Origin of the sequence: Staphylococcus piscifermentans (assembly GCF_900186985.1) — a bacterium.
Taxonomy (GTDB): domain Bacteria; phylum Bacillota; class Bacilli; order Staphylococcales; family Staphylococcaceae; genus Staphylococcus; species Staphylococcus piscifermentans.
In genome coordinates, this window is sequence record NZ_LT906447.1 from 1,103,699 (window position 1) to 1,125,899 (window position 22,201).

18 protein-coding genes are annotated in these 22,201 nt (G+C 36.9%); 14 read left to right on the top strand and 4 right to left on the bottom strand.

Features of this window, described 5'->3' with window-relative positions:
• Nucleotides 1-32 precede the first annotated feature (32 nt).
• Nucleotides 33-1,595 carry an SLC13 family permease gene (locus tag CKV71_RS04970; protein ID WP_095104445.1) on the top strand — a complete coding sequence of 521 codons (1,563 nt, stop codon included), beginning with the start codon at nt 33-35 and terminating at the stop codon, nt 1,593-1,595.
• Nucleotides 1,596-1,671: 76 nt separating this feature from the next.
• On the opposite strand, the gene CKV71_RS04975 is transcribed toward CKV71_RS04970, so the two are convergent.
• The gene (locus tag CKV71_RS04975; protein ID WP_095104447.1) at nt 1,672-2,784 is read right to left on the bottom strand and encodes a glycosyl hydrolase family 28-related protein; all 1,113 of its coding nucleotides are present in this window, start codon (nt 2,782-2,784) and stop codon (nt 1,672-1,674) included.
• A gap of 136 nt (nt 2,785-2,920) precedes the next feature.
• Here CKV71_RS04975 and CKV71_RS04980 point away from each other — a divergent pair, with 136 nt between their 5' ends.
• From CKV71_RS04980 to CKV71_RS04990, 3 genes are all read left to right on the top strand, one after another.
• The gene (locus CKV71_RS04980; RefSeq protein WP_095104449.1) at nt 2,921-3,472 is read left to right on the top strand and encodes a cysteine hydrolase family protein; all 552 of its coding nucleotides are present in this window, start codon (nt 2,921-2,923) and stop codon (nt 3,470-3,472) included.
• A gap of 75 nt (nt 3,473-3,547) precedes the next feature.
• Nucleotides 3,548-4,474, top strand: a complete 927-nt coding sequence (locus CKV71_RS04985) for a manganese-dependent inorganic pyrophosphatase (protein WP_095104451.1) — start codon at nt 3,548-3,550, stop codon at nt 4,472-4,474.
• A 211-nt stretch (nt 4,475-4,685) separates the two neighbouring features.
• Nucleotides 4,686-6,062: an aldehyde dehydrogenase gene (locus tag CKV71_RS04990; RefSeq protein ID WP_095104454.1), complete on the top strand. Its 1,377-nt coding sequence runs from the start codon at nt 4,686-4,688 to the stop codon at nt 6,060-6,062.
• Between the two features lie 75 nt (nt 6,063-6,137).
• On the opposite strand, the gene CKV71_RS04995 is transcribed toward CKV71_RS04990, so the two are convergent.
• The 3 genes from CKV71_RS04995 to CKV71_RS05005 form a co-directional block, all read right to left on the bottom strand.
• Complete coding sequence (locus tag CKV71_RS04995; RefSeq protein WP_095107248.1) at nt 6,138-8,405, bottom strand: ATP-binding cassette domain-containing protein; 2,268 nt, start codon at nt 8,403-8,405, stop codon at nt 6,138-6,140.
• Between the two features lie 128 nt (nt 8,406-8,533).
• On the bottom strand, nt 8,534-9,343 hold the full coding sequence (locus CKV71_RS05000) for a prephenate dehydratase (protein ID WP_095104459.1): 810 nt from the start codon (nt 9,341-9,343) through the stop codon (nt 8,534-8,536).
• A 33-nt stretch (nt 9,344-9,376) separates the two neighbouring features.
• Nucleotides 9,377-10,450 carry a nitric oxide synthase oxygenase gene (locus tag CKV71_RS05005; RefSeq protein ID WP_095104464.1) on the bottom strand — a complete coding sequence of 358 codons (1,074 nt, stop codon included), beginning with the start codon at nt 10,448-10,450 and terminating at the stop codon, nt 9,377-9,379.
• A 247-nt stretch (nt 10,451-10,697) separates the two neighbouring features.
• Between CKV71_RS05005 and CKV71_RS05010 the strand changes: the two genes are divergently transcribed.
• The 10 genes from CKV71_RS05010 (at nt 10,698) to CKV71_RS05055 (ending at nt 22,070) form a co-directional block, all read left to right on the top strand.
• Nucleotides 10,698-12,167, top strand: a complete 1,470-nt coding sequence (locus CKV71_RS05010; protein ID WP_095104467.1) for a nicotinate phosphoribosyltransferase — start codon at nt 10,698-10,700, stop codon at nt 12,165-12,167.
• Complete coding sequence (gene nadE / locus CKV71_RS05015) at nt 12,160-13,002, top strand: NAD(+) synthase (protein ID WP_095104469.1); 843 nt, start codon at nt 12,160-12,162, stop codon at nt 13,000-13,002. Before CKV71_RS05010 ends, nadE begins: the two co-directional genes overlap by 8 nt.
• Nucleotides 13,003-13,092: 90 nt before the next feature.
• Entirely contained in the window at nt 13,093-13,632 is a 540-nt protein-coding gene (locus tag CKV71_RS05020; RefSeq protein WP_371685342.1) for a DUF2179 domain-containing protein, read from the top strand.
• A complete protein-coding gene (locus CKV71_RS05025; RefSeq protein WP_095104472.1) occupies nt 13,622-13,798 on the top strand; it encodes an NETI motif-containing protein in 177 nt (58 codons plus the stop codon). The genes CKV71_RS05020 and CKV71_RS05025 overlap by 11 nt, the downstream gene beginning before the upstream one ends.
• Nucleotides 13,799-14,016: 218 nt before the next feature.
• Complete coding sequence (gene purB, locus CKV71_RS05030; RefSeq protein WP_095104474.1) at nt 14,017-15,315, top strand: adenylosuccinate lyase; 1,299 nt, start codon at nt 14,017-14,019, stop codon at nt 15,313-15,315.
• A gap of 118 nt (nt 15,316-15,433) precedes the next feature.
• Nucleotides 15,434-15,736 (top strand): YerC/YecD family TrpR-related protein, encoded by a 303-nt coding sequence (locus CKV71_RS05035; protein WP_095104475.1) that lies wholly within the window; start codon nt 15,434-15,436, stop codon nt 15,734-15,736.
• Nucleotides 15,737-15,951: 215 nt separating this feature from the next.
• Nucleotides 15,952-16,638, top strand: a complete 687-nt coding sequence (gene pcrB, locus CKV71_RS05040) for a heptaprenylglyceryl phosphate synthase (RefSeq protein WP_095104476.1) — start codon at nt 15,952-15,954, stop codon at nt 16,636-16,638.
• 3 nt (nt 16,639-16,641) lie between these two features.
• Entirely contained in the window at nt 16,642-18,837 is a 2,196-nt protein-coding gene (gene pcrA, locus CKV71_RS05045; protein WP_095104478.1) for a DNA helicase PcrA, read from the top strand.
• A gap of 3 nt (nt 18,838-18,840) precedes the next feature.
• On the top strand, nt 18,841-20,847 hold the full coding sequence (gene ligA / locus CKV71_RS05050; protein WP_095104480.1) for an NAD-dependent DNA ligase LigA: 2,007 nt from the start codon (nt 18,841-18,843) through the stop codon (nt 20,845-20,847).
• A 20-nt stretch (nt 20,848-20,867) separates the two neighbouring features.
• Entirely contained in the window at nt 20,868-22,070 is a 1,203-nt protein-coding gene (locus CKV71_RS05055; RefSeq protein ID WP_095104482.1) for a CamS family sex pheromone protein, read from the top strand.
• Nucleotides 22,071-22,201 lie beyond the last annotated feature (131 nt).

A 22,201-nucleotide genomic window follows, 5' to 3' on the forward strand; every position in this document is an offset into this window, starting at 1 on the left:
ATACACAGCTATTGAAATAAGGGGGGATTGTTATGCTGAAACAACATAACAGCAATTTTTTCATGACAGGCAGTCTGACATTCTTTTCCAATAAGAAGAAAAATAAGCCTTATAATTTAGGACAATTGATTGGGCTTATATTAGGACCTGTTTTATTTGCTTTAATTTTATTATTTGTACATCCAGAAGGTTTAGGTTACAAAGGGGTATTTGTAATGGCGAGTACAGCATGGATTGCTGTATGGTGGATTACCGAAGCTATACCCATACCGGCGACCAGCTTAATGCCGCTAGTACTGATGCCGATTGGACATGTAATGGATCCGGCTCAAGTTACTTCAGAATACGGCAATGATATTATCTTCTTATTCTTAGGAGGATTTATCCTAGCAATAGCAATGGAAAGATGGAACTTACATACACGGGTAGCTTTAATTATTATTAATAGTATTGGAACAAGTACAGGTAAAATATTACTTGGGTTTATGTTAGCAACAGGCGGTTTATCTATGTTTGTATCCAATACAGCAGCAGTAATGATTATGATTCCTATTGGATTAGCAATCATTGCTGAAGCTAAAAAATTAAATGAGAAAGAACATCATGAGAAAAGTTTATCGAAATTTGAACAATCCTTAGTGTTGGCAATCGGATATGCCGGTACTATAGGTGGTATGGGAACGTTAATCGGGACGCCGCCATTGATTATTTTAAAAGGACAATATCATGCAGCTTTCGGACATGAAATCAGTTTCGCTAAATGGATGATTATCGGTGTGCCGACAGTCATTGTTCTGTTATTTTTAACATGGTTATATTTGCGCTATGTGGCATTTAAACAAGAGTTAAAATATTTGCCTGGCGGAGATGCACTTATTAAAACGAAGTTGAAAGAATTAGGAAAGGTCTCATATGAAGAGAAAGTTGTATTCACTGTCTTTACTACAGCCAGTATTCTGTGGATTATCCGCGAGTTTGTGTTAAAGCAATGGGGACCGACATCTTTAGTGCAAGATGGAACGATTGCGATGTTTGTTTCGATTCTGCTCTTCATTATTCCAGCTAAAAATACTAAAAAATATAAAAGAATTATTGATTGGGAAGTTGCTAAAGAGTTGCCTTGGGGCGTTTTAATCCTCTTCGGGGGCGGTTTAGCACTTGCAAAAGGTATCTCGGAAAGTGGCTTAGCTAAATGGTTAGGTCAGCAATTAGTAGCGTTGAATGGCGTCAGCCCGCTTCTCATCGTTATTGTTATTACGATGTTTGTTTTATTCTTAACTGAGGTGACTTCTAATACTGCGACAGCAACTATGATTCTGCCGATCTTAGCAACACTCTCAGTAGCTATCGGCGTACATCCATTATTATTAATGGTTCCGGCAGCTATGGCTTCGAACTGTGCTTATATGATGCCAGTCGGTACACCACCGAACGCTATCGTATTTGGTACAGGTTTGATTTCTATTAAGAAAATGGCTAGTGTCGGGTTCTGGGTCAATATGATTAGTGCGATACTCATTATCTTAGTCGTTTACTTCTTAATGCCGTTTGCCTTAGGTATTGATATCAGCGAACCATTAAAATTAGTTAAATAAGGAATTGAGACATTGTTTGATGTCTCATGCTAAATAGCGCAACAGGGTTGGGGTAAATAATACCCAACCCTGTTATTTATTTTAAGATTAATATTTCGTTTGTAATGTTTTTAAGTTTGACTTGCTTGGCTGATAGTGAAGGTTGTTGCACTATAAGTTGATCGATATCTTCTAAATGTAAGTGCTGGTGCGCTTCATTAAAGACATTATCTGCAACAACGACATCTTGATGTTGAATATTTTTATAATTGCGGATATGGACAGCATCTTTTTTCATATTACCGTCGAAGCGGTTATTAATGATATTCACGTGTGTTCCGCTTTGGGGACCTGTAATCCAACCTGATTGGATGTCAGCAGTATTTTTATCATCTTTAGTTCCGAGAAAACGAATACCGCCAGTGCAATCAATAAAGTGATTATCCATAATATAAACATCTTTGGCTTTAAGCGGTGTTAATGCATAATCGCCGGTTTGGTGAAACGTATTTTTAAAAATAGAAAGATGTTCATAATATTGATTATGGCGTGTGGCGTGAGAGCCGATAGCGCGATTCCAACTATTAAAGCTCGGTGTCTCGGAAGGACCGAAATAACATTCAGAAATGGAGACATTTTTAGTAATAGTACCATCGCGTGTACCGAATTTCGGAAAGGCGCCAGGAACTTGGATATCTAACTGAATGGCTTCTGAAAAACTGCGATCGCCATTAATATCTAAAAAGCCTTCAAAGTTGCAACGTGTAATTATTAATCCATCTACACCACAGGCATCGATGCCATGGCCGCCAACTACATCTTTAATTGTAACATTATATAATACAATATCTTCTGCGTGCCCTATACACATCGCTGTATTGTTATCTGGAATGCGTGAACCGTTCATATCGAAAGTTCCGCCGATAATACGTAAGTGTCCATTTCCGCGATAGCCATGATATTGACCATAACGATAGCCATTTTTCAACAAAGCATCTTTGCCATGACGTTGCAGCACTGCCGCTTCGTTTAAAAATAAAGTAGTGCCTTCAAAGATTGTTAAAGCGCGTTTAATATGATAGGTTCCAGCTGGAATATAAACAATGCTGCCTGGATGCTTTTTAGCTAAGTTGAGCGCTTGTTGTATAGCTTTAGTATCTTTATGTTTATGTTTTCCGGCGAGCCCGAATTGAACGGGGTTGATAATCATTTGCTGCCACCTGCTTTCCAAAGGTTTCTTTTTCAAAAAATAGTAGGGTATGTATGGTCGATAAATTCTGTGAAGTAGGTTATTCTAAGTATAAACGAGATAGTATTAGTATAAACAAAAATGGGGGTTATGCATAATGGCAAAGCAAGCTTTGATTGTTGTAGATTATTCGTATGATTTTGTAGCGCCAGATGGCAAGCTGACTTGCGGTGAACCGGGGCAAGCGATTGATGACTTTATTGCTGAACGTATGGAAGCGTTTGATGCAGAGAGTGATGAAATATTTATCATGATGGATTTGCATTATGAAAATGATGACTATCATCCTGAAAGCAAGTTGTTCCCGCCGCATAATATTGAAGGGACTTCGGGAAGAGAGTTATATGGCAAAGTTAAAGAGGTGTATGACAGTATCAAGGAGCATGAAAATGTTCATTTCTTAGATAAACGTCGTTATGATTCTTTCTTTGGTACGCCTTTAGATAGCTTATTGCGTGAGCGTGGTATCAAAGATATCGAAATTGTTGGAGTTTGTACGGATATTTGTGTATTGCATACTGCTGTTTCAGCGTATAATAAAGGGTATAATACGACTATACCTGAAAAGGGAGTGGCCTCCTTTAATCCGGCAGGTCATGAATTTGCACTAGAACATTTTAAAAATGTATTAGGTGTAAAGGTAGAATAACAGTTTCAAATCGTGCTAAAATAGAATTAATTAGATATGAATTATAAAATTTAATGACAAGGAGTGTCTCAGGACATGGCAAGTACTTATATTTTCGGGCATAAAAGTCCAGATACTGATGCAATCAACTCAGCAATTATTATGGCTGAATTTGAAAGATTAAATGGAAACGATTCTGCGAAAGCATATCGTTTAGGGGAATTAAATCCAGAAACACAATATGCTTTAGATTATTTTAAAGCAGAAGCACCTGAATTATTATCAGATGACTTAACAGATAAAGATGTTATCTTAGTTGATCATAATGAATTCCAACAAAGCGCAGACTCAATTGAAAGTGCGAATATTCTTCACGTAGTGGATCACCATAGAATTGCAAATTTCCATACTGCTGCACCTTTATACTACCGCGCTGAACCACTAGGCTGCACAGCTACGATTTTGTATAAAATGTTCAAAGAACAAGGGTTCGAAATTAAACCGCAAATTGCTGGTTTAATGTTATCTGCAATTATTTCTGACAGCTTATTATTCAAATCACCAACTTGTACTGAGCAAGACAAAGCAGCAGCACAAGCATTAGAAAATCTTGCTGGTGTCAACGCTCAAGAATACGGTTTGGAAATGTTGAAAGCAGGCGCTTCAACAGTGGATAAATCTCCAGTTGAAATTATCAATGCGGATGCTAAAACATTCGAAATGGGCGATTATTCTGTAAGAATCGGTCAAGTCAACACAGTAGATGTGAATGAAATTCTTGCACGTCAAGCAGAATTAGAACAAGCAATCACTGAAACTTTAAGTGGCGCAGAATATGACATTTTCGTATTGGTAGCGACTGATATTTTAAACAGTGATTCAACAATTCTTGTGCTCGGCAAAGATAAAGATAAAATTGCAAAGGCATTTGATGTGGAATTAGATAATAATACTGCTTTCTTACCAGGTGTGGTATCACGTAAGAAACAAATTGTTCCACCGATTACTGCAGCCTTATCATAAGAATTGAATTATGGTCTGATAGGTAACGATAAATATTATTAGATTTATAAACTGGGATAAGTTAAGATGATGAGAATGAGTAATTGCATTCTTGCGCGCTGACTTATTCTAGTTTTTTTATTTTTTAAAAATAAGAAAAATAAAAGATAGTTAAAAAGGGTAAATAAAATAAACATATCAGGAATGCAAAACGAAGGGAGTATTAAAATCATTGAAAACGATTCAAGAACGATTTAATAACTGCCAAGGTTATTATAAAACCCAAATTACAAAGGATATCAAGTATCGTCGCAAGCAATTAAAAAATTTAAAAAAGGCTATTAATCAACATGAAAAGCAATTGTTGGCAGCATTGCATTTAGATTTAGGAAAAAATAAAGTTGAAGCATATGCGACTGAAATAGGAATGGTCTTAAAAAGTATTAGTAATGCACGTAAGGAAATACATAAATGGGCAAAAACGAAACAAGTCAACACACCTTTATATTTATTCCCGGCTAAAAGTTATATTAAAAAAGAACCGCTTGGAACTGTATTGATTATCGGACCGTTTAATTACCCGGTACAACTTGTATTTGAACCGTTAATCGGTGCAATTGCGGCAGGGAATACAGCCATCGTCAAACCATCTGAATTGACGCCGAATGTGTCGAATGTCATTGCTAAGATTATTGAAGATGCCTTTGAAGAAGCTTATGTTACCACTGTAGAAGGCGGTATCGATGAAACGCAGACTTTATTAAATCTGCCTTTTGATTATATGTTCTTTACGGGCAGTGAAAAAGTGGGCAAAATTGTCTATGAAGCAGCCAGCAAACATCTGACGCCGGTAACTTTAGAATTAGGCGGCAAATCACCAGTTATTGTTGATGAAACAGCGAATTTGAAAGTTGCAAGTGAGCGTATAGCGATGGGAAAATTCACTAATGCTGGTCAAACTTGCGTAGCACCAGATTATATTCTGGTTCAAAAGTCAGTTCAAGATGAATTTATTCAAGCTTTACGTAAAACTATAGAAGAGTTTTATGGCAAAACTCCAGAAAATAGTCCGGACTTCGGCAGAATTGTGAATCACAAACATTTTGCGCGATTGCAGCATTTATTGCAAGACAGCACCGGAGATATTGTAATCGGCGGAGAAGTCAATGCGGAGAACCGTTATGTTGCACCGACAATTGTCAAAGATGTCAAAACAGACGATCCGTTGATGCAGGAAGAAATTTTCGGGCCGATTTTACCGTTGCTATCATATGATTCGTTAGATGAAGCAATCGACTTTATTGCAGCGCGACCTAAACCATTAGCATTATATTTGTTTAGTGAAGATGAAAATTGTACAGACCGTGTGCTAAATGAGTTATCCTTTGGGGGAGGCGCTATAAATGATACGATGATGCAATTAGCTAACCCGAACTTACCGTTTGGGGGCGTTGGTGCTTCAGGATTTGGAAAATATCATGGCAAATATTCGTTCTCTACATTTACGCATGAAAAATCCTATATTTATAAAACCACGCGTTTAGAATCTGGCCTTATCTTCCCACCATATAAAGGGAAATTTTCATATGTCAAAAACTTATTTAAATGAATTTTAAAATAAGAGAGACCCTAAGGAGCGGAATATACCGCTTCCATAGGGTCTCTTCTTTATATTCATAATGATTTATTCTTGATTAAGATAGCGACGTAAATGTTTTGCGGTTACCGATTGATCTTCTTTCAATAAATCTTTCGGCAATCCCTCGAATAATAATTTTCCGCCACGGGAACCGGCGTAAGGACCAATATCGATTATCCAATCCGCTTCTGTCATCATCGTCAAATTATGTTCTATTAGGATTACTGTATTGTTGCGTTGGATAAGATGATTAAAGCTCTCTATCAGAATCGGAATATCATCTTCATGCAGACCAGTTGTCGGCTCATCAAAGATAAAGATTTGATTTTCTACTGAAGCTGATTCTGTTAAATAACGACTTAGTTTGACACGTTGGATTTCACCGCCGGAAAGTGTATCAAGAGACTGTCCGAGGGTCATATAGTCAAGGCCGGTAGCTTTTAAAGCTTGAAGCGGTTCTGCAATTTTGGGGTTACTGCTAAAGAAGTCTATTGCTTCATCCACAGTCAAAGATAAAATATCCGCGATAGAATAACCATCTACTTTAGCTTCTAATACTTCTGGACGATAACGTGTACCTCCGCACACATCGCATACTTGTGTAAAGTCAGGCATAAAAGCTAACTCAGTTTTTAAAACGCCTTTGCCGTGACATTCTGGGCAAGCACCTTCAGAGTTATAACTGAACATGCTTTTCTTCATGCCAGTTGCTTTACTGAAAAAGTCTCTGACATCGTCAAAAATATTTAAGTAGGTGAGTAGATTAGAACGACTGGAAGCATGCACAGGCTTTTGGTCAATAAAAGTAACATTGTCTTGATTTTCAAATCCCGCATGAATCAAAGAACTTTTTCCTGAGCCAGCAACGCCTGTCACGACCGTCATAACATGTTTTGGTAGCTCAACAGAAACATCTTGTAAATTATTTCTAGAAATATGTGATAAGTGAATTTTATCTTCATTTTGAATAGGGTGCTGTTTCAAAGCATGTTTACGTCTTAAAGCTTTTCCAGTACTGGTATCTGAAGAAAGTAAAGCTTTATAAGTTCCTTCGAAAGTGATTTCGCCACCATTTTTTCCCGCAAAGGGACCTAAATCAATAATATAATCTGCAATTTTGATTACATCGGGATCATGTTCTACCACTAGAACGGTATTGCCTTTATCCTTTAAAGATATAATAATTTCATTGATACGTTGTATATCTTCAGGATGCAGTCCAACGCTTGGTTCATCAATGATATAAACCAAATCGCTGAGCGGACTGTTTAAGTGGCGGATTAATTTAATTCTTTGTGATTCGCCGCCTGATAAAGTCGTTGTTTCTCTAGAAAGTGATAAATAATTTAAACCGATATAACTTAATGATTTCATTTGTTGCAGTAAAGGTTCAATAATAAATTTTGCTTTTGGTGAATCGATTTGTTCTAAGAACTCGATTGCTTCATCAATAGGTAACGCAGTGAAATCTGCAATATCTAAGCCGTTGATTTTACAACTTAATACCTTTTGATTTAGTCGTTTACCATGACAAGTAGGGCAGACTTTAGAAGTTACCACACGATCGACATCACTGCGGAATTTATTTTTTTCAAAGTTATCATTTAATAAAAAAGACCGTCTGAATCTGTGAATCAATCCTTCAAATTTAGCAGTGCGCGGCCAATTGCTAGGCGGATTTTTTAATTTAGTAGGTTCTGTATATAAGAAAGTATTCATTTCTTCTTCAGTATAATCTTTTAACTTTTTATCATTATCAAACAGTCCTGAGTACAAATAACGTTTGCCGCGCCAGCTGTCTGGACGAAACGATGGAAATTTGATCGCATCTTCATTCAGTGATTTATCATAATCAAGCAATTCATTCAAATCAATATCTTCTACATAACCTAATCCAGAGCAAGTTTCACACATCCCCTTAGGATTATTGAAGGAGAAAATATCAGAATAACCGACGAAAGGTTCGCCGATTCTAGACCATAATAAACGCACAGATGCGTAAATATCAGAAATAGTTCCGACAGTAGAACGTGAGTTTCCACCTAAGCGTTTTTGATTAATAATCATTGCCACAGGCAGATTTTCAATTAAATCGACATCTGGTTTTTCGTATTGTGTCAATTGGTGCTGTATATAGGTTGAATAAGTTTCATTGAGCAAGCGTTCAGATTCAGCTGCGAGTGTATTAAATACTAATGATGATTTGCCAGATCCAGAACGTCCTGTAAAGACAGTAATTTCATGTTTTGGGATATCGACAGAAATATCCTTTAAATTGTTTTGCTTCGCTCCGTGTACACGGATAGTATCCATTTTTGCCATTAGTTTCACCTCTCATTGAGCTATATACCCGTAACATAATTGTACTAAGTATTGAAAAATAATGATAAAGCCCTTTTAAAGTGGCTTCATTAGTGAGCTACTTTAAAAGGGCGGCCTCTTTATATGCTTTTGTTGAAGGATCCGATAAGTTTAACTTGATAATCCAAAGTTTCCAATATTTTGATCACCTTATGCAATTCATCATTTAGCGGTGTGTCGGCTTGTACGAAGAAATGGTACATACCAAGCTGTGTTTTTAAAGGACGTGATTCAATCCACGATAAGTTGATATTAAAGATAGCAAAGGTATTCAATATTGTTGCTAATAACCCGGCGCGGTCTTCTTTAGGTGTAATGAGCAACATAGTATCTGTCGCAGTTTCTGACAGTTCCAATTGACTGCCGATGACTAGAAAGCGCGTTACATTATGTGGGAAATCTTCAATATTTTGAGCTAAAGCTGAAATATTGTGATTATGAATATCGGTCAATCCCATCGGAGCAATAGCGCCAGTGTGCGCATCAATGTAATCTAAGCTTTGCACTGTGCTTTCTGTGTAACCAATTTGATAATCATGCTCAGCTATAAAATTGCTCGTTTGACTGATGGCTGGTGCAATTGAATACACTTTGTCGAGTTGAGAACATTCTGTACCTCGCAGACCATACAATGCAAATTGAATATTCAAATGTATTTCATCTAAGGCGTAGATATTTTGATTCGCTAAACCGTCGGCAATAATATTAATTGTACCTTCGATTGAGTTTTCAATTGGCACAATACCGATACTGCCTGGATAATCTTGTACAGATTGCACAACCTCATATAGATTTGATTTTGGTATATAATCTGCTTCGTTTTCAGGCAGGTACTTTTGAGAAGCAAGGTATGAAAATGTGCCTTTCGGACCTAAATAATATAAATTCATCAGCAATTCCCCTTTGGTGATCTCAGTCACTGATTAATGGAAAGGGCAGCCTGTTTTTTCAGCTTTCTTTTTATAAAAAAAGTTCGGTTCTTTCATCTCATTTGAATACCCATGATGGTAGTTTGACACGAGTGTAGGTGAAAGAGACGGTACTAGCCATGACCATTTTCCGGTTACTTGACGCTCTGCTTGTTTCTCATTGCGTTCAAAATGCTCAAACTGTTTCGCAGCTGTTAAGTGATCAACAATCGAAACATTGTGCTTTTTGAATGAATGATAAACAGCATCGTTCAGCTCAACGACGATACGATCTTTATTAAATGAAGTATTTTTAAGTGTATCAAATTCGAACGCTTCTGCAACCTTTTCTATCAAATTATAGCGGTAACTATCTGTGAAATTTCGCACCGCAATTTCATTAACCATATACCAACCATTAAAAGGTACGGTTCCATACGTAATACCGCCGATTTTTAAATCCATATTTGAAATAATCGGCACTGCATACCATTTAATACCTAATTCCTTTAACTTAGGAAAGTTGCGGTGTTCGATAGGTACCTCGAGCACTAACTCTGGAGGTAGTTCATACATGCGCATTTGAGTTTCATGGGGCAATTGATAAATTAACGGTAAGACATCAAAGTCTGTACCAGCGCCTTGCCAACCGAGATGCTGGGCAAGCTTTGTAATCTCTCTTTCAGCCGGATCGCCTTTATCCTCATAACCGGCATAACGTATAAGTTGATTATTATAAATAGTGGGCGGCTGATCTGGAGAAAAAATAGTAATGTAAGATTTGATTTTACCTCCGTTTGTGGCTTCTTTTAAATGCGTATTAATCGCTTCTATAAAAGCTTCATTCGTTTCGACATCTCTGGCATCTTGGACAATCAATGTTTCCCAAAATAAGCGCCCGATACATCTGTTGGAATTACGCCAAGCCATTCGTGCTCCATATGTGAGTTCTTCACTTGTATGTCGATATGTTCCTGTTTCAGCAATTTCATTTTTAATTTCGTCCAAGCGACTATCAATTGCGCTTTGTGAATAGTTTAATTCGCGATACATCGTGTTAATAAATTCTCTCGCTTTTTCTAATAACATTCCGCATTCACCTCATCTATTATTATAGAATTTTTAACTAAAAAGCCCTAATAAAATTCCATTAATCATGCATGAATTTTTCACAAATTCAACAAAATTTTTACATCCACTAATATACTATTTACAAATAAAAGGCCTCATGGTTTATTTTGATTTACTGAAAAGTAAGATAAAGAGGGTGCTAACGTATTAAAGCAACAGGTATTGTGATAAACTAAACACAAAACGGTTGATTGGGGAGAAAGTTATGTATCAATACAAAGATGATAGCTTAATGCTTCATAATGATTTATATCAAATAAATATGGCGGAAAGCTATTGGTATGATAATGTGCACGAAAGAAAGGCAGTCTTTGATTTATACTTCCGTAAAATGCCATTTGATAGCGGATACGCTGTATTTAACGGCTTACGCAGAGCAATTCAATTTATTGAAAATTTCCATTTTACAGAATCAGATATCGAGTATTTAAGATCTATCGGCTATAAAGATGATTTCTTAGATTACTTAAAAGATTTACGTTTTACTGGTAATGTCAGAGCGATGGAAGAAGGAGAGGTCTGCTTCAATAATGAACCGCTAGTCAGAGTGGAAGCACCTTTAATTCAAGCGCAATTAGTAGAAACTATTCTCTTGAATATTGTCAATTTCCATACTTTGATTGCAACTAAGGCAAGCCGCATCAAACAAGTAGCACCTAACGATACTTTAATGGAATTCGGTACACGTCGTGCTCAAGAAGAAGATGCAGCCTTATGGGGAGCGAGAGCAGCCATTATCGGCGGATTTGATGCGACAAGTAATGTTCGTGCAGGCAAACTATTCGGCATTCCAGTTTCTGGTACACATGCACATGCTTTTGTTCAAACTTATGGTGATGAATATATTGCTTTCAAAAAATATGCAGAACGTCACAAAGATTGTGTCTTCTTAGTTGATACTTTCCATACCTTGAAATCAGGCGTGCCTTCTGCGATTCAAGTTGCAAAAGAATTAGGTGATAAAATCAACTTTATCGGTATTCGTTTAGATTCAGGTGATATTGCGTATCTATCTAAAAAAGCACGTCAAATGCTTGATGATGCTGGATTTACAGATGCTAAAATTATTGCTTCTAACGACCTTGATGAACAAACAATTATGAGTTTGAAAGCACAAGGAGCTAAAGTCGATTCTTGGGGCATCGGTACAAAATTAATTACAGGTCATGATCAACCTGCACTCGGTGCCGTGTATAAATTAGTAGCAGTAGAGGATGAAAACGGCGAATATCAAGACCGCATTAAACTTTCTAATAATGCTGAAAAAGTTACGACACCTGGCAAGAAAAATGTCTATCGCATTATTAATAAGAAAACGGGCAAAGCTGAAGGCGATTATATTACTATGGCTTATGAAAATCCATATGATGAAAAACCGTTGAAATTATTCCATCCTGTGCATACGTATAAGAGCAAGACTGTTAAATCATTCGAGGCGATTGACTTGCACAAAGATATTTATAAAGATGGCAAGTTAGTTTATGATTTACCGGATGAAAAGACCGCTCAAAAATTCTTAGAAAGCAATTTAAGTCATTTATGGGAAGAAAACAAACGTTTCTTGAACCCTCAAGAATATCCAGTCGACTTGAGTCAAGCTTGTTGGGATAACAAACAACAGAAAATTTTCGAAGTGGCTGAAAATGTCAAAGAAATGGAGGAGCGTCATGAGTGAATTGCGCGATATCATTTTAAATGAGATGAAAGTGAAACCTGAAATCGACAGTGAGTCAGAAATACGCGATATCATTCGTTTTATTAAAACTTATGTACAATCACATAGCTTTATTCAAACTTTGGTATTAGGTATTTCAGGAGGACAAGATTCTACGTTAGCAGGACGTTTGGCAGAAATCGCGGTGAGCGAGTTACGTTCAGAAGGGCGCGACTGCAAATTTATCGCAGTGAAACTTCCTTACGGTGTACAAAGAGATGCAGATGAAGTAGAAGATGCTTTAGAATTTATCCAGCCTGATCAAACGGTAACGGTCAATATTAAACCAGCTGTTGATCAAGGCGTGAAAGCTTTGGAAGAAGCGGGCTTTCGTTTAACTGATTTTCAGCGCGGTAATGAAAAAGCACGTGAGCGCATGAAAGTACAATTTGCGATTGCTGCGAATACAAGCGGAATTGTTATCGGTACCGATCATTCAGCCGAGAACATCACAGGTTTCTTTACAAAATACGGAGATGGTGCAGCAGATATTGCACCGCTCTTCGGTTTAGATAAACGCCAAGGCAGACAGTTATTAGAATATTTAGGTGCACCGAAGCATTTATACGAAAAAATACCGACTGCCGATTTAGAGGATGATAAACCGCAATTGCCGGACGAAGAAGCGTTGGGTGTAACTTATCAAGCTATTGACGATTATCTAGAAGGTCGTCCGGTGTCTGAAGCAGATCAGAAAAAAATCGAACAGCATTATTTACGTAATGCCCATAAAAGAGAGCTTGCTTATACACGATTTACGTGGCCTAAAACTGACTCTGATAAAGAAAAAGAGTGACAAATTATTGAGCGACTGATAAAATAATGTGAATCAAAATTTGAAAAGAGGTATGTTATATTGTCAGTTATATCAGCGAATCCTTGGCTGATGTTGCTTGCAATCTTTGTCATTAACGTGGCATACGTCACATGCTTAACAGTCCGTACCATCCTTACATTGAAAGGTTACCGCTACATCGCTGCAGCGGTGAGCTTTGTGGAAGTATTGATTTACATTATCGGCTTAGGACTTGTTATGGCGAACTTAGATAAATTCCAAAATATTATTGCTTATGCTTTAGGATTCTCTATCGGTATCATTGTCGGTATGAAAATTGAAGAGAAACTTGCTTTGGGATATTCAGTGGTCAATGTGACGACCGCTAATTATGAGTTAGATTTGCCTACACAGTTAAGAAATTTAGGTTATGGCGTCACGCATTTCCCCGCATATGGAAGAGATGGCGAACGTCTTGTAATGCAAATTCTTACACCTAGACGTTTTGAGTTGAAGTTGATGGATACCATTAAACAACTTGATGAAAAAGCATTCGTTATCGCATATGAAGCCCGTACCCTCCATGGCGGATTCTGGGTTAAAGGCGTACGAAGTAAAAAATTAAAGGCGTATGATACAGATGAAATTTGAAGTCAGAGAAGATGAAACTATACAAGATTGTTTGAAACGTATGCGAGAAGCGGAATATATGCCAGTGAAGCGTTTCGAAAAACCTGTCTATCGTGAAAATAAAGACGGCAGTATTGAAGTAGAACGGCAGTTTATTCAATTTGTCGGTAAAAAAATAGAAGAGTAAAGCTGCGGATGCAGGAAAGTTTGGGCTAGGACAGATTGATGTTCTAGTCTCTTTTCTTGAAAAAGTTCTGAAAACCTTTATACATTTGAAAAATATTCTGTTAAAATAGAGAGTATAAGGATAAAAAGTCGAACGTTTTTCAAAATTTTAATGATAATGTACATATAAAGCGAACGATGAATATTTAAAAATCAAACTTTAAGATAGGAGTTTATGAAATGATTGAACGTTATTCTCGAGAAGAAATGTCTCAAATTTGGACAGACCAAAATCGTTATGAAGCATGGTTAGAGGTTGAAATTCTAGCATGCGAAGCTTGGAGTAAATTAGGATTTATCCCAGAGGAAGACGTTAAGAAAATTCGTGAAAATGCACGCGTAGATGTAGACCGTGCAAAAGAAATTGAATTAGAAACACGTCACGATGTAGTAGCATTTACACGTCAAGTTTCTGAAACATTAGGCGAAGAACGTAAATGGGTACATTACGGTTTAACTTCTACAGATGTGGTAGATACTGCCTTAAGTTATCAAATCAAACAAGCGAACGATATTTTAGAAAAAGACATTGAACGTTTTATCGAAGTATTAGCTGCTAAAGCAAAAAAATATAAATATACATTAATGATGGGTCGTACACATGGTGTCCACGCTGAACCGACTACTTTTGGTGTGAAAATGGCATTATGGTATCAAGAAATGTTACGTAACTTGAAACGTTTCAAAGCAGTCAGAGAAGAAATTGAAGTAGGTAAAATGAGCGGGGCAGTTGGAACTTTTGCCAATATTCCACCTGAAATCGAAGCTTATGTTACAGAACATTTAGGACTTGGTGCAGCTCCAGTTTCCACACAAACATTGCAACGTGACCGTCACGCTTACTATATTGCAACACTTGCTTTAATTGCTACTTCTATGGAAAAATTTGCAGTTGAAGTGCGTGGATTACAAAAAACTGAAACACGTGAAGTAGAAGAAGCATTTGCTAAAGGTCAAAAAGGATCTTCAGCAATGCCGCATAAACGTAACCCAATTGGTTCTGAAAACATCACTGGTATTTCTCGTGTCATTCGTGGTTATATCACAACTGCCTACGAAGATGTACCTTTATGGCATGAACGTGACATTTCTCACTCTTCAGCAGAGCGTATTATGTTGCCAGATGTGACAATTGCTTTAGATTATGCTTTGAATCGTTTCACAAACATCATTGATCGTTTAACTGTTTTCGAAGATAATATGATGGAAAATATCAATAAAACTTTCGGTTTGATTTATTCACAACGTGTACTATTAACACTTATCAATAAAGGTATGGTACGTGAACAAGCATACGATTTAGTTCAACCTAAAGCTATGGAATCTTGGGAAACTAAAACGCCATTCCGCGAATTACTTGAACAAGATTCACAAATTACAGATGTATTAAGCAAAGAAGACTTAGATAAAGCCTTTGATCCTAAACATCACTTGAACCAAGTAGATACTATCTTTGAACGTGCAGGATTAGCTGACTAATTTGTATGTTATAATTTGATATAATAAAAAAACAACTCCTTTTCGTATAGGATTACTACACTTTAACGTATTAGTACGTTAAAATAGGTATGAATATATAGAACAGGAGTTGTTTGATATGCAAATTGAGAAATTACGAGGCAAGGCATTAGATGAGTTGTTTGATGCGATTTTAACGCTTGAAAATAGAGAAGAATGTTACCAATTCTTTGACGACTTATGTACAGTCAACGAAATTCAATCGTTATCTCAAAGACTCCAAGTCGCAAAAATGATTAAACAAGGATACACATACGCAACAATCGAAAAAGAAACTGGGGCATCAACAGCGACTATTTCCAGAGTGAAACGCTCATTACAATGGGGCAATGATGCATACACAGTAGTATTAGACAGAATGAATATTGAAACAAATGAATAACGTTTGATATACACAACCCATTCCATTAGATTTAGTGCGAATGGGTTTTATGCGCCGTAAAACACTTACAATAAGAAGTAAGCGGAAACATATTTTTCTTGGACTTTAGAGAATATTTTTTACAAAGTGTTAAAGGTTTTCATATACATCAACTTAGAATATAGACCCTAAAAATGATATAATCAAAGGTATGTTAAGAGAAGGAGAGCGTAGATATGTACGACATTAAAAAGTGGAAACATGTGTTTAAATTAGATCCTGCAAAGACAATTAACGATGAGGATTTAGACAAAATCTGCATGTCAGAAACAGACGCCATTATTATCGGCGGAACAGATAATGTAACTGAAGATAATGTGATTCAATTAATGAGCCGCGTCCGCCGCTACCCGCTTCCCTTAGTGCTCGAGATTTCTAATCTTGAAAGTACGATGCCAGGCTTTGATTTTTACTTCGTTCCGATAGTGCTGAATAGTCCGGATGTGACCTACCAAAATGGCATTTTACTAGAAGCGTTGAAAGAATACGGGCACATGATGGATTTCGACGAGGTCATATTCCAAGGCTATCTCGTCTTGAATCCTGATTCGAAAGTAGCAGTAAAGACACAAGCTCAAACCAACTTAGAGACCGAAGATATTGAAGCTTATGCCTTGATGACAGATAAAGTCTATAGATTTCCAATTATGTACATAGAATACAGCGGTACCTTTGGTGATATGGAAAAGGTGCGTTCCGCCAAAGAAACCTTAGAAGAGGCACATGTCTTTTATGGAGGAGGTATATCCTCAATCAGCGAAGCGAAAGCAGCTGCGGAAGTTGCCGACACGATTGTAGTAGGTAATTTAGTGTATGAGGATGTAAAGCAAGCATTGAAAACTGTAAAAATAAAGGAGAAATAATAAATGAATGCGTTATTAAACAATATGAATACGGAACAGAGCGAAGCGGTGCGCACAACAGAAGGCCCGCTTTTAATCATGGCCGGAGCAGGTTCAGGAAAAACGAGAGTCTTAACGCATCGAATTGCTTATTTGTTAGATGAAAAGGGAGTTTCTCCTTATAATGTGTTAGCTATTACTTTTACAAATAAAGCCGCACGTGAAATGAAAGAACGTGTAGAGAAACTTGTAGGCGAAGAGGCACAAGCAATCTGGATGTCGACTTTCCACTCCATGTGCGTACGAATCTTACGTAGAGATGCAGACCGCATTGGGATTGAACGCAACTTTACGATCATTGATCCAACTGACCAGAAATCAGTGATAAAAGATGTATTAAAACGCGAAAATATCGATCCGAAACGTTATGAACCAAGAATGTTCATCGGTCAAATCAGTAATTTGAAAAATGAATTGAAAACACCTGAAGATGCAGTAGCTGAAGCGACAGATTTCATGTCTGACATGGTCGCACGTGTTTATGAAGGTTATCAACGTCAATTGTCCCGAAATGCAGCATTAGATTTTGACGACTTGATTATGACTACAATCACTTTATTCAAACGGGTTCCAGATGTCTTAGAATATTATCAAAATAAATTCCAATACATCCATGTTGATGAATACCAAGATACCAACCGTGCGCAATATACTTTAGTGCAATTACTCGCTCGTAAATTTAAAAACTTATGCGTCGTAGGGGATTCAGACCAATCTATTTATGGTTGGCGTGGTGCTGATATCCAAAACATTTTATCATTTGAGGAAGATTATCCGAATGCTAAAACGATTTTCTTGGAACAGAATTATCGTTCAACGAAAGTGATTTTAAATGCTGCAAATGAAGTGATAAAAAATAATACAGAACGTAAACCTAAAGGCTTATGGACAGCCAATAATGAAGGCAAGAAAATCAATTATTATGAAGCGGTAACTGAAAAAGATGAAGCACAATACGTGGTAAAAGAAATCATGCGTCAGCAACGCGAAAATAATAAAAGCTTCAATGATATGGCCATTTTATATCGTACGAATGCCCAATCTCGTGTGCTTGAAGAAACATTTATGAAAGCTAATATCCCATACACAATGGTCGGTGGCCATAAGTTCTATGACCGTAAAGAAATCAAAGACTTGTTGAGTTATTTACGTTTAGTTGCCAACAGTAACGACGACATCAGCTTACAACGTGTGATTAATGTACCGAAACGCGGTATCGGTCCAACTTCTGTAGAAAAAATCCAAAATTACGCACAACAAAATGATATCAGTATGTTTGATGCCTTGGCAGAAGCAGACTTTATCGGACTTTCTAAAAAAGTAGTTAAAGAAGCTTTAGGATTTTACAATTTAATCTCTAACTTGATTAAAGAACAAGAATTCCTAGAAATCACTGAAATTGTGGAGGAAATCTTGGAAAAATCTGGTTATAAAGAAATGTTGGAACGTGATCAATCACTCGAATCACGCAGCCGTTTGGAAAATATTGAAGAGTTCATGTCTGTACCAATGGATTATGAGAAAAATACCCCGTTAGAAGAGCAATCATTAATCAACTTCTTAACAGATTTATCACTAGTTGCTGATATTGATGAAGCAGATATTGAAAATGGTGTAACTTTAATGACAATGCACTCGGCAAAAGGTTTGGAATTCCCAATCGTCTTTATTATGGGTATGGAAGAATCTATCTTCCCGCATATACGCTCCATCAAAAGCGATGATGAACATGAAATGGAAGAAGAGCGTCGTATTTGTTATGTAGCTATTACTCGTGCTGAAGAAGAGTTATATCTGACTCATGCGACTTCTAGAACTTTATTCGGACGTATCCAATCTAATGCGGCTTCTAGATTTTTAAGAGAAATTCCAGAAGATTTGCTGGATAAGGGTAAAAAGAAAGAAAGCAGAATCGGTAGTTCCTTCGGTAATAAAAAACCTGCTAAACGCGGACCTAGCCGACGTGTTTCTAGAAACGCAGCTGTTGCTTCTAACGATTGGCATGTTGGAGATAAAGTGATGCATAAAGCATGGGGCGAAGGTATGGTCAGCAATGTGAATGAGAAAAATGGTTCTGTAGAATTAGATATTATTTTCAAATCACAAGGACCTAAACGATTACTAGCGAATTTTGCTCCGATTGAGAAGAAGGAGGATTAATAGATGGCCGAACTTGCAGCTCGAGTACAAGAGTTACATCATCTTTTAAATAAATACAGTCATGAATATTACGTTCAAGACAATCCATCAGTTCCTGATAGTGAATACGATAAGTTGCTGCGTGAATTGATTGATATAGAAAAGGCACACCCAGAATATAAAACAGAAGACTCTCCGACAGTCAGAGTAGGTGGAGAAGCACAAGCGACTTTTAACAAAGTGCGTCATGATACACCCATGCTCAGTTTGGGCAACGCGTTTAACGAAGAAGAATTGCGTCGCTTCGATGCACGTGTACGCGAAAAAGCAGGCAAAGTGGAATACATGTGTGAATTGAAAATTGATGGTTTAGCTGTTTCTTTGAAATATGAAGACGGTCGCTTCGTCCAAGGATTAACGCGTGGGGACGGTACAATCGGAGAAGATATTACTGCCAATTTACGTACGATTCGTGCAATTCCATTGCGTATCAATAAACCGTTGACATTCGAAGTGCGCGGTGAAGCATATATGCCGAAGAAATCTTTTGAACATTTAAATCAGCAAAAGGAAGAAGCGGGCGAGCAAGCTTTTGCTAATCCTAGAAATGCAGCAGCAGGTTCATTACGCCAGTTAGATTCGAAACTTGCAGCTAAACGCCGACTCAGCGTCTTTTTATACAGTGTGAATGACTTTACGAATTTCCACGCTGAGACACAAAGTGAAGCACTCGATGAATTAGATGAACTCGGTTTCAAAACGAATCAAAATCGTAAACGTGTGGCCGATATTGAGGGTGTGTTAGAGTACATTAAATATTGGACAGCACATCGTGAAGAATTACCTTATGATATCGACGGTATTGTAATTAAGGTCAATGATTTAGAAGAACAAGATGAACTTGGGTTCACACAGAAATCGCCAAGATGGGCGATTGCTTATAAATTCCCTGCTGAAGAAGTAGTGACCAAATTATTAGATATAGAGTTGAGTATCGGCAGAACAGGAGTAGTTACGCCGACTGCCGTGTTAGAGCCTGTAAGAGTTGCAGGTACGACGGTTTCTCGTGCTTCTTTGCATAATGAGGATTTAATTCATGAGAAGGATATACGTATTGGTGATAGCGTAGTGATTAAAAAGGCAGGAGATATTATTCCTGAAGTTATCCGCAGTTTACCTGAACGTCGACCAGAAGGCACTGAGCCTTATCACATGCCGACGCATTGTCCAAGTTGCGGTCACGAATTAGTTCGATTAGATGGCGAAGTGGCTTTGCGTTGTATCAACCCTAAATGTCCTGCACAATTAGTAGAAGGTATGATTCATTTTGTATCTAGACAAGCTATGAATATCGATGGATTAGGCACAAAGATTATTATGCAGCTCTATGAAAATGAAATTATCAAAGACGTCGGCGATCTTTATTATTTAACTAAAGATGATTTATTGCCACTTGAAAGAATGGGTGAAAAGAAAGCAGATAATTTATTAAACGCAATTGAAGCTTCGAAAAATAATTCACTCGAACATCTTTTATTTGGATTAGGTATCAGACATTTAGGTGTGAAAGCCAGCCAAGTAATTGCTGAGCGCTTTGAAACAATGGATAGATTATTTAGAGTTACAGAAGAAGAGTTGCTGGAAATTCATGATATCGGTGATAAATTAGCGACTTCTTTAATTACGTATTTAAATAACGAAGATATTATCGCTTTAATTGAAAAACTGCGCAGAAAAAATGTTAATATGACATATGAAGGTCTAAAAATAACAGAAATCCAGACTGATTCTGAGTTTAACGGTAAAACAGTAGTGTTAACTGGCAAACTGCAAAACATGACACGGACTGAAGCTTCAAAATGGCTTGAAGCACAAGGTGCCAAAACAACAAGCAGTGTGACTAAAAATACAGATCTTGTAATCGCTGGAGAAGATGCAGGTTCTAAATTAACTAAGGCAGAAAAACTTGGTACTGAAGTCTGGTCTGAAGAAGAATTTATGGAAAAACAAAAAGAAATTGAAAACAAATAAACAATAGAGGAGATCGGGGCATGAAGCGGACATTTGTATTACTCATCTCTCTCTTATTGATTCTCACAGCGTGTGGCAATAAGAATGAGCAAGATAAATCAGAGAAAAATGAAAGCAGTCAGAAAACAGATTCTAATAATGTTAAGCAAATTGCTACGGATAAAGATGTGCAAGGGGATAATTACCGTACAATTCTGCCTTTTAAAGAAAGCCAAGCAAGAGGTCTGCTGCAGCAAAACATGGCAAGCGGCTACAACGGCGAAGATTTTGAGGATGGTTTGCTGAAACAAAGCAAAGAAGTCTTTCCTACTGATAAATATCTTTATCAAGACGGTCAATATCTAGACAAAGAGACAATCAATTCCTATCTTGAACCGAAATACACGAAATCTGAAATCGATAAGATGTCTGCCGATGATAAAGAAGACAAAAATGCTAATGAAAATTTAGGATTAAATCCTTCACATAATGGTGAAAAAGATGAAAAGAAAATTGCAGAAAAGTCACCAGCTTATCTATCCAATATTTTAGAACAAGACTTCTACGGCAACAGAGATACTGAAGGTAAAAAGATTAAAGGAATGACAATCGGTCTAGCAATGAACAGCGTTTACTACTATCAAAAAGAAAAAGATGGTGCTACTTTCAGTAAGAAACTAGATAGAGCGAAAGTAGAAAAAGAAGGTAAACGCATGTCGGATGAAATCTTATCGCGTTTACGTGAAAACAAAGCATTGAAAGACATTCCAATTCACTTTGCGATTTATCTTCAATCCGGAGAAGATGACATCATTCCTGGGGAATTTGTAGCAGGTGCTACAGCTGATGATGGTCAGACGCGTATTAATGATTGGAAATCGATTAATGAGAAAACAGTGTTGCTGCCTTCTCAAGAAGCGGGCGATTTAGATGAAAGTTTGAATAATAATTTCAAGCAATTCAATGACAACTTGCAATCATATTTTACGAACTTTACGCAAGCAGTAGGTAAAGCAAAATTCGTAAACAAAAAACCACAACAAGTCTCTATCGATTTACCGATTGATTATTATGGTAAAGCAGAATTGACTGGTATTACGCAATATGTAACAGAACAAGCTGAAAAATATTTCAGCAGTATCGATGAATATGAAATTCATATTAAAGATGGAAATAATGCAAGAGCTTTAATTACTAAGACGAAAGATGATAAAAAACCGCAAGTTCATATTTATAAAAATTAAAGATATAATTAAAAAAGATACCTGAAAAAGGTGTCTTTTTTTATGACAAAAATGTGATAAAACATGTTGAATTGTTTAGGTAAGTGCAATAAGGGAAATTTAGAATTAATGTGACTAACTTTTCAAAATAT

What these genes read in the sequence shown, in the direction of transcription:
- CKV71_RS04970 (WP_095104445.1), top strand. Translation starts at nt 33, where the DNA reads ATGCTGAAACAACATAACAGCAATTTTTTCATGACAGGCAGTCTGACA.
- CKV71_RS04975 (WP_095104447.1), bottom strand. Translation starts at nt 2,784, where the DNA reads ATGATTATCAACCCCGTTCAATTCGGGCTCGCCGGAAAACATAAACAT.
- CKV71_RS04980 (WP_095104449.1), top strand. Translation starts at nt 2,921, where the DNA reads ATGGCAAAGCAAGCTTTGATTGTTGTAGATTATTCGTATGATTTTGTA.
- CKV71_RS04985 (WP_095104451.1), top strand. Translation starts at nt 3,548, where the DNA reads ATGGCAAGTACTTATATTTTCGGGCATAAAAGTCCAGATACTGATGCA.
- CKV71_RS04995 (WP_095107248.1), bottom strand. Translation starts at nt 8,405, where the DNA reads ATGGATACTATCCGTGTACACGGAGCGAAGCAAAACAATTTAAAGGAT.
- CKV71_RS05000 (WP_095104459.1), bottom strand. Translation starts at nt 9,343, where the DNA reads ATGAATTTATATTATTTAGGTCCGAAAGGCACATTTTCATACCTTGCT.
- CKV71_RS05005 (WP_095104464.1), bottom strand. Translation starts at nt 10,450, where the DNA reads ATGTTATTAGAAAAAGCGAGAGAATTTATTAACACGATGTATCGCGAA.
- CKV71_RS05010 (WP_095104467.1), top strand. Translation starts at nt 10,698, where the DNA reads ATGTATCAATACAAAGATGATAGCTTAATGCTTCATAATGATTTATAT.
- nadE (WP_095104469.1), top strand. Translation starts at nt 12,160, where the DNA reads ATGAGTGAATTGCGCGATATCATTTTAAATGAGATGAAAGTGAAACCT.
- CKV71_RS05020 (WP_371685342.1), top strand. Translation starts at nt 13,093, where the DNA reads ATGTTGCTTGCAATCTTTGTCATTAACGTGGCATACGTCACATGCTTA.
- CKV71_RS05025 (WP_095104472.1), top strand. Translation starts at nt 13,622, where the DNA reads ATGAAATTTGAAGTCAGAGAAGATGAAACTATACAAGATTGTTTGAAA.
- purB (WP_095104474.1), top strand. Translation starts at nt 14,017, where the DNA reads ATGATTGAACGTTATTCTCGAGAAGAAATGTCTCAAATTTGGACAGAC.
- CKV71_RS05035 (WP_095104475.1), top strand. Translation starts at nt 15,434, where the DNA reads ATGCAAATTGAGAAATTACGAGGCAAGGCATTAGATGAGTTGTTTGAT.
- pcrB (WP_095104476.1), top strand. Translation starts at nt 15,952, where the DNA reads ATGTACGACATTAAAAAGTGGAAACATGTGTTTAAATTAGATCCTGCA.
- pcrA (WP_095104478.1), top strand. Translation starts at nt 16,642, where the DNA reads ATGAATGCGTTATTAAACAATATGAATACGGAACAGAGCGAAGCGGTG.
- ligA (WP_095104480.1), top strand. Translation starts at nt 18,841, where the DNA reads ATGGCCGAACTTGCAGCTCGAGTACAAGAGTTACATCATCTTTTAAAT.
- CKV71_RS05055 (WP_095104482.1), top strand. Translation starts at nt 20,868, where the DNA reads ATGAAGCGGACATTTGTATTACTCATCTCTCTCTTATTGATTCTCACA.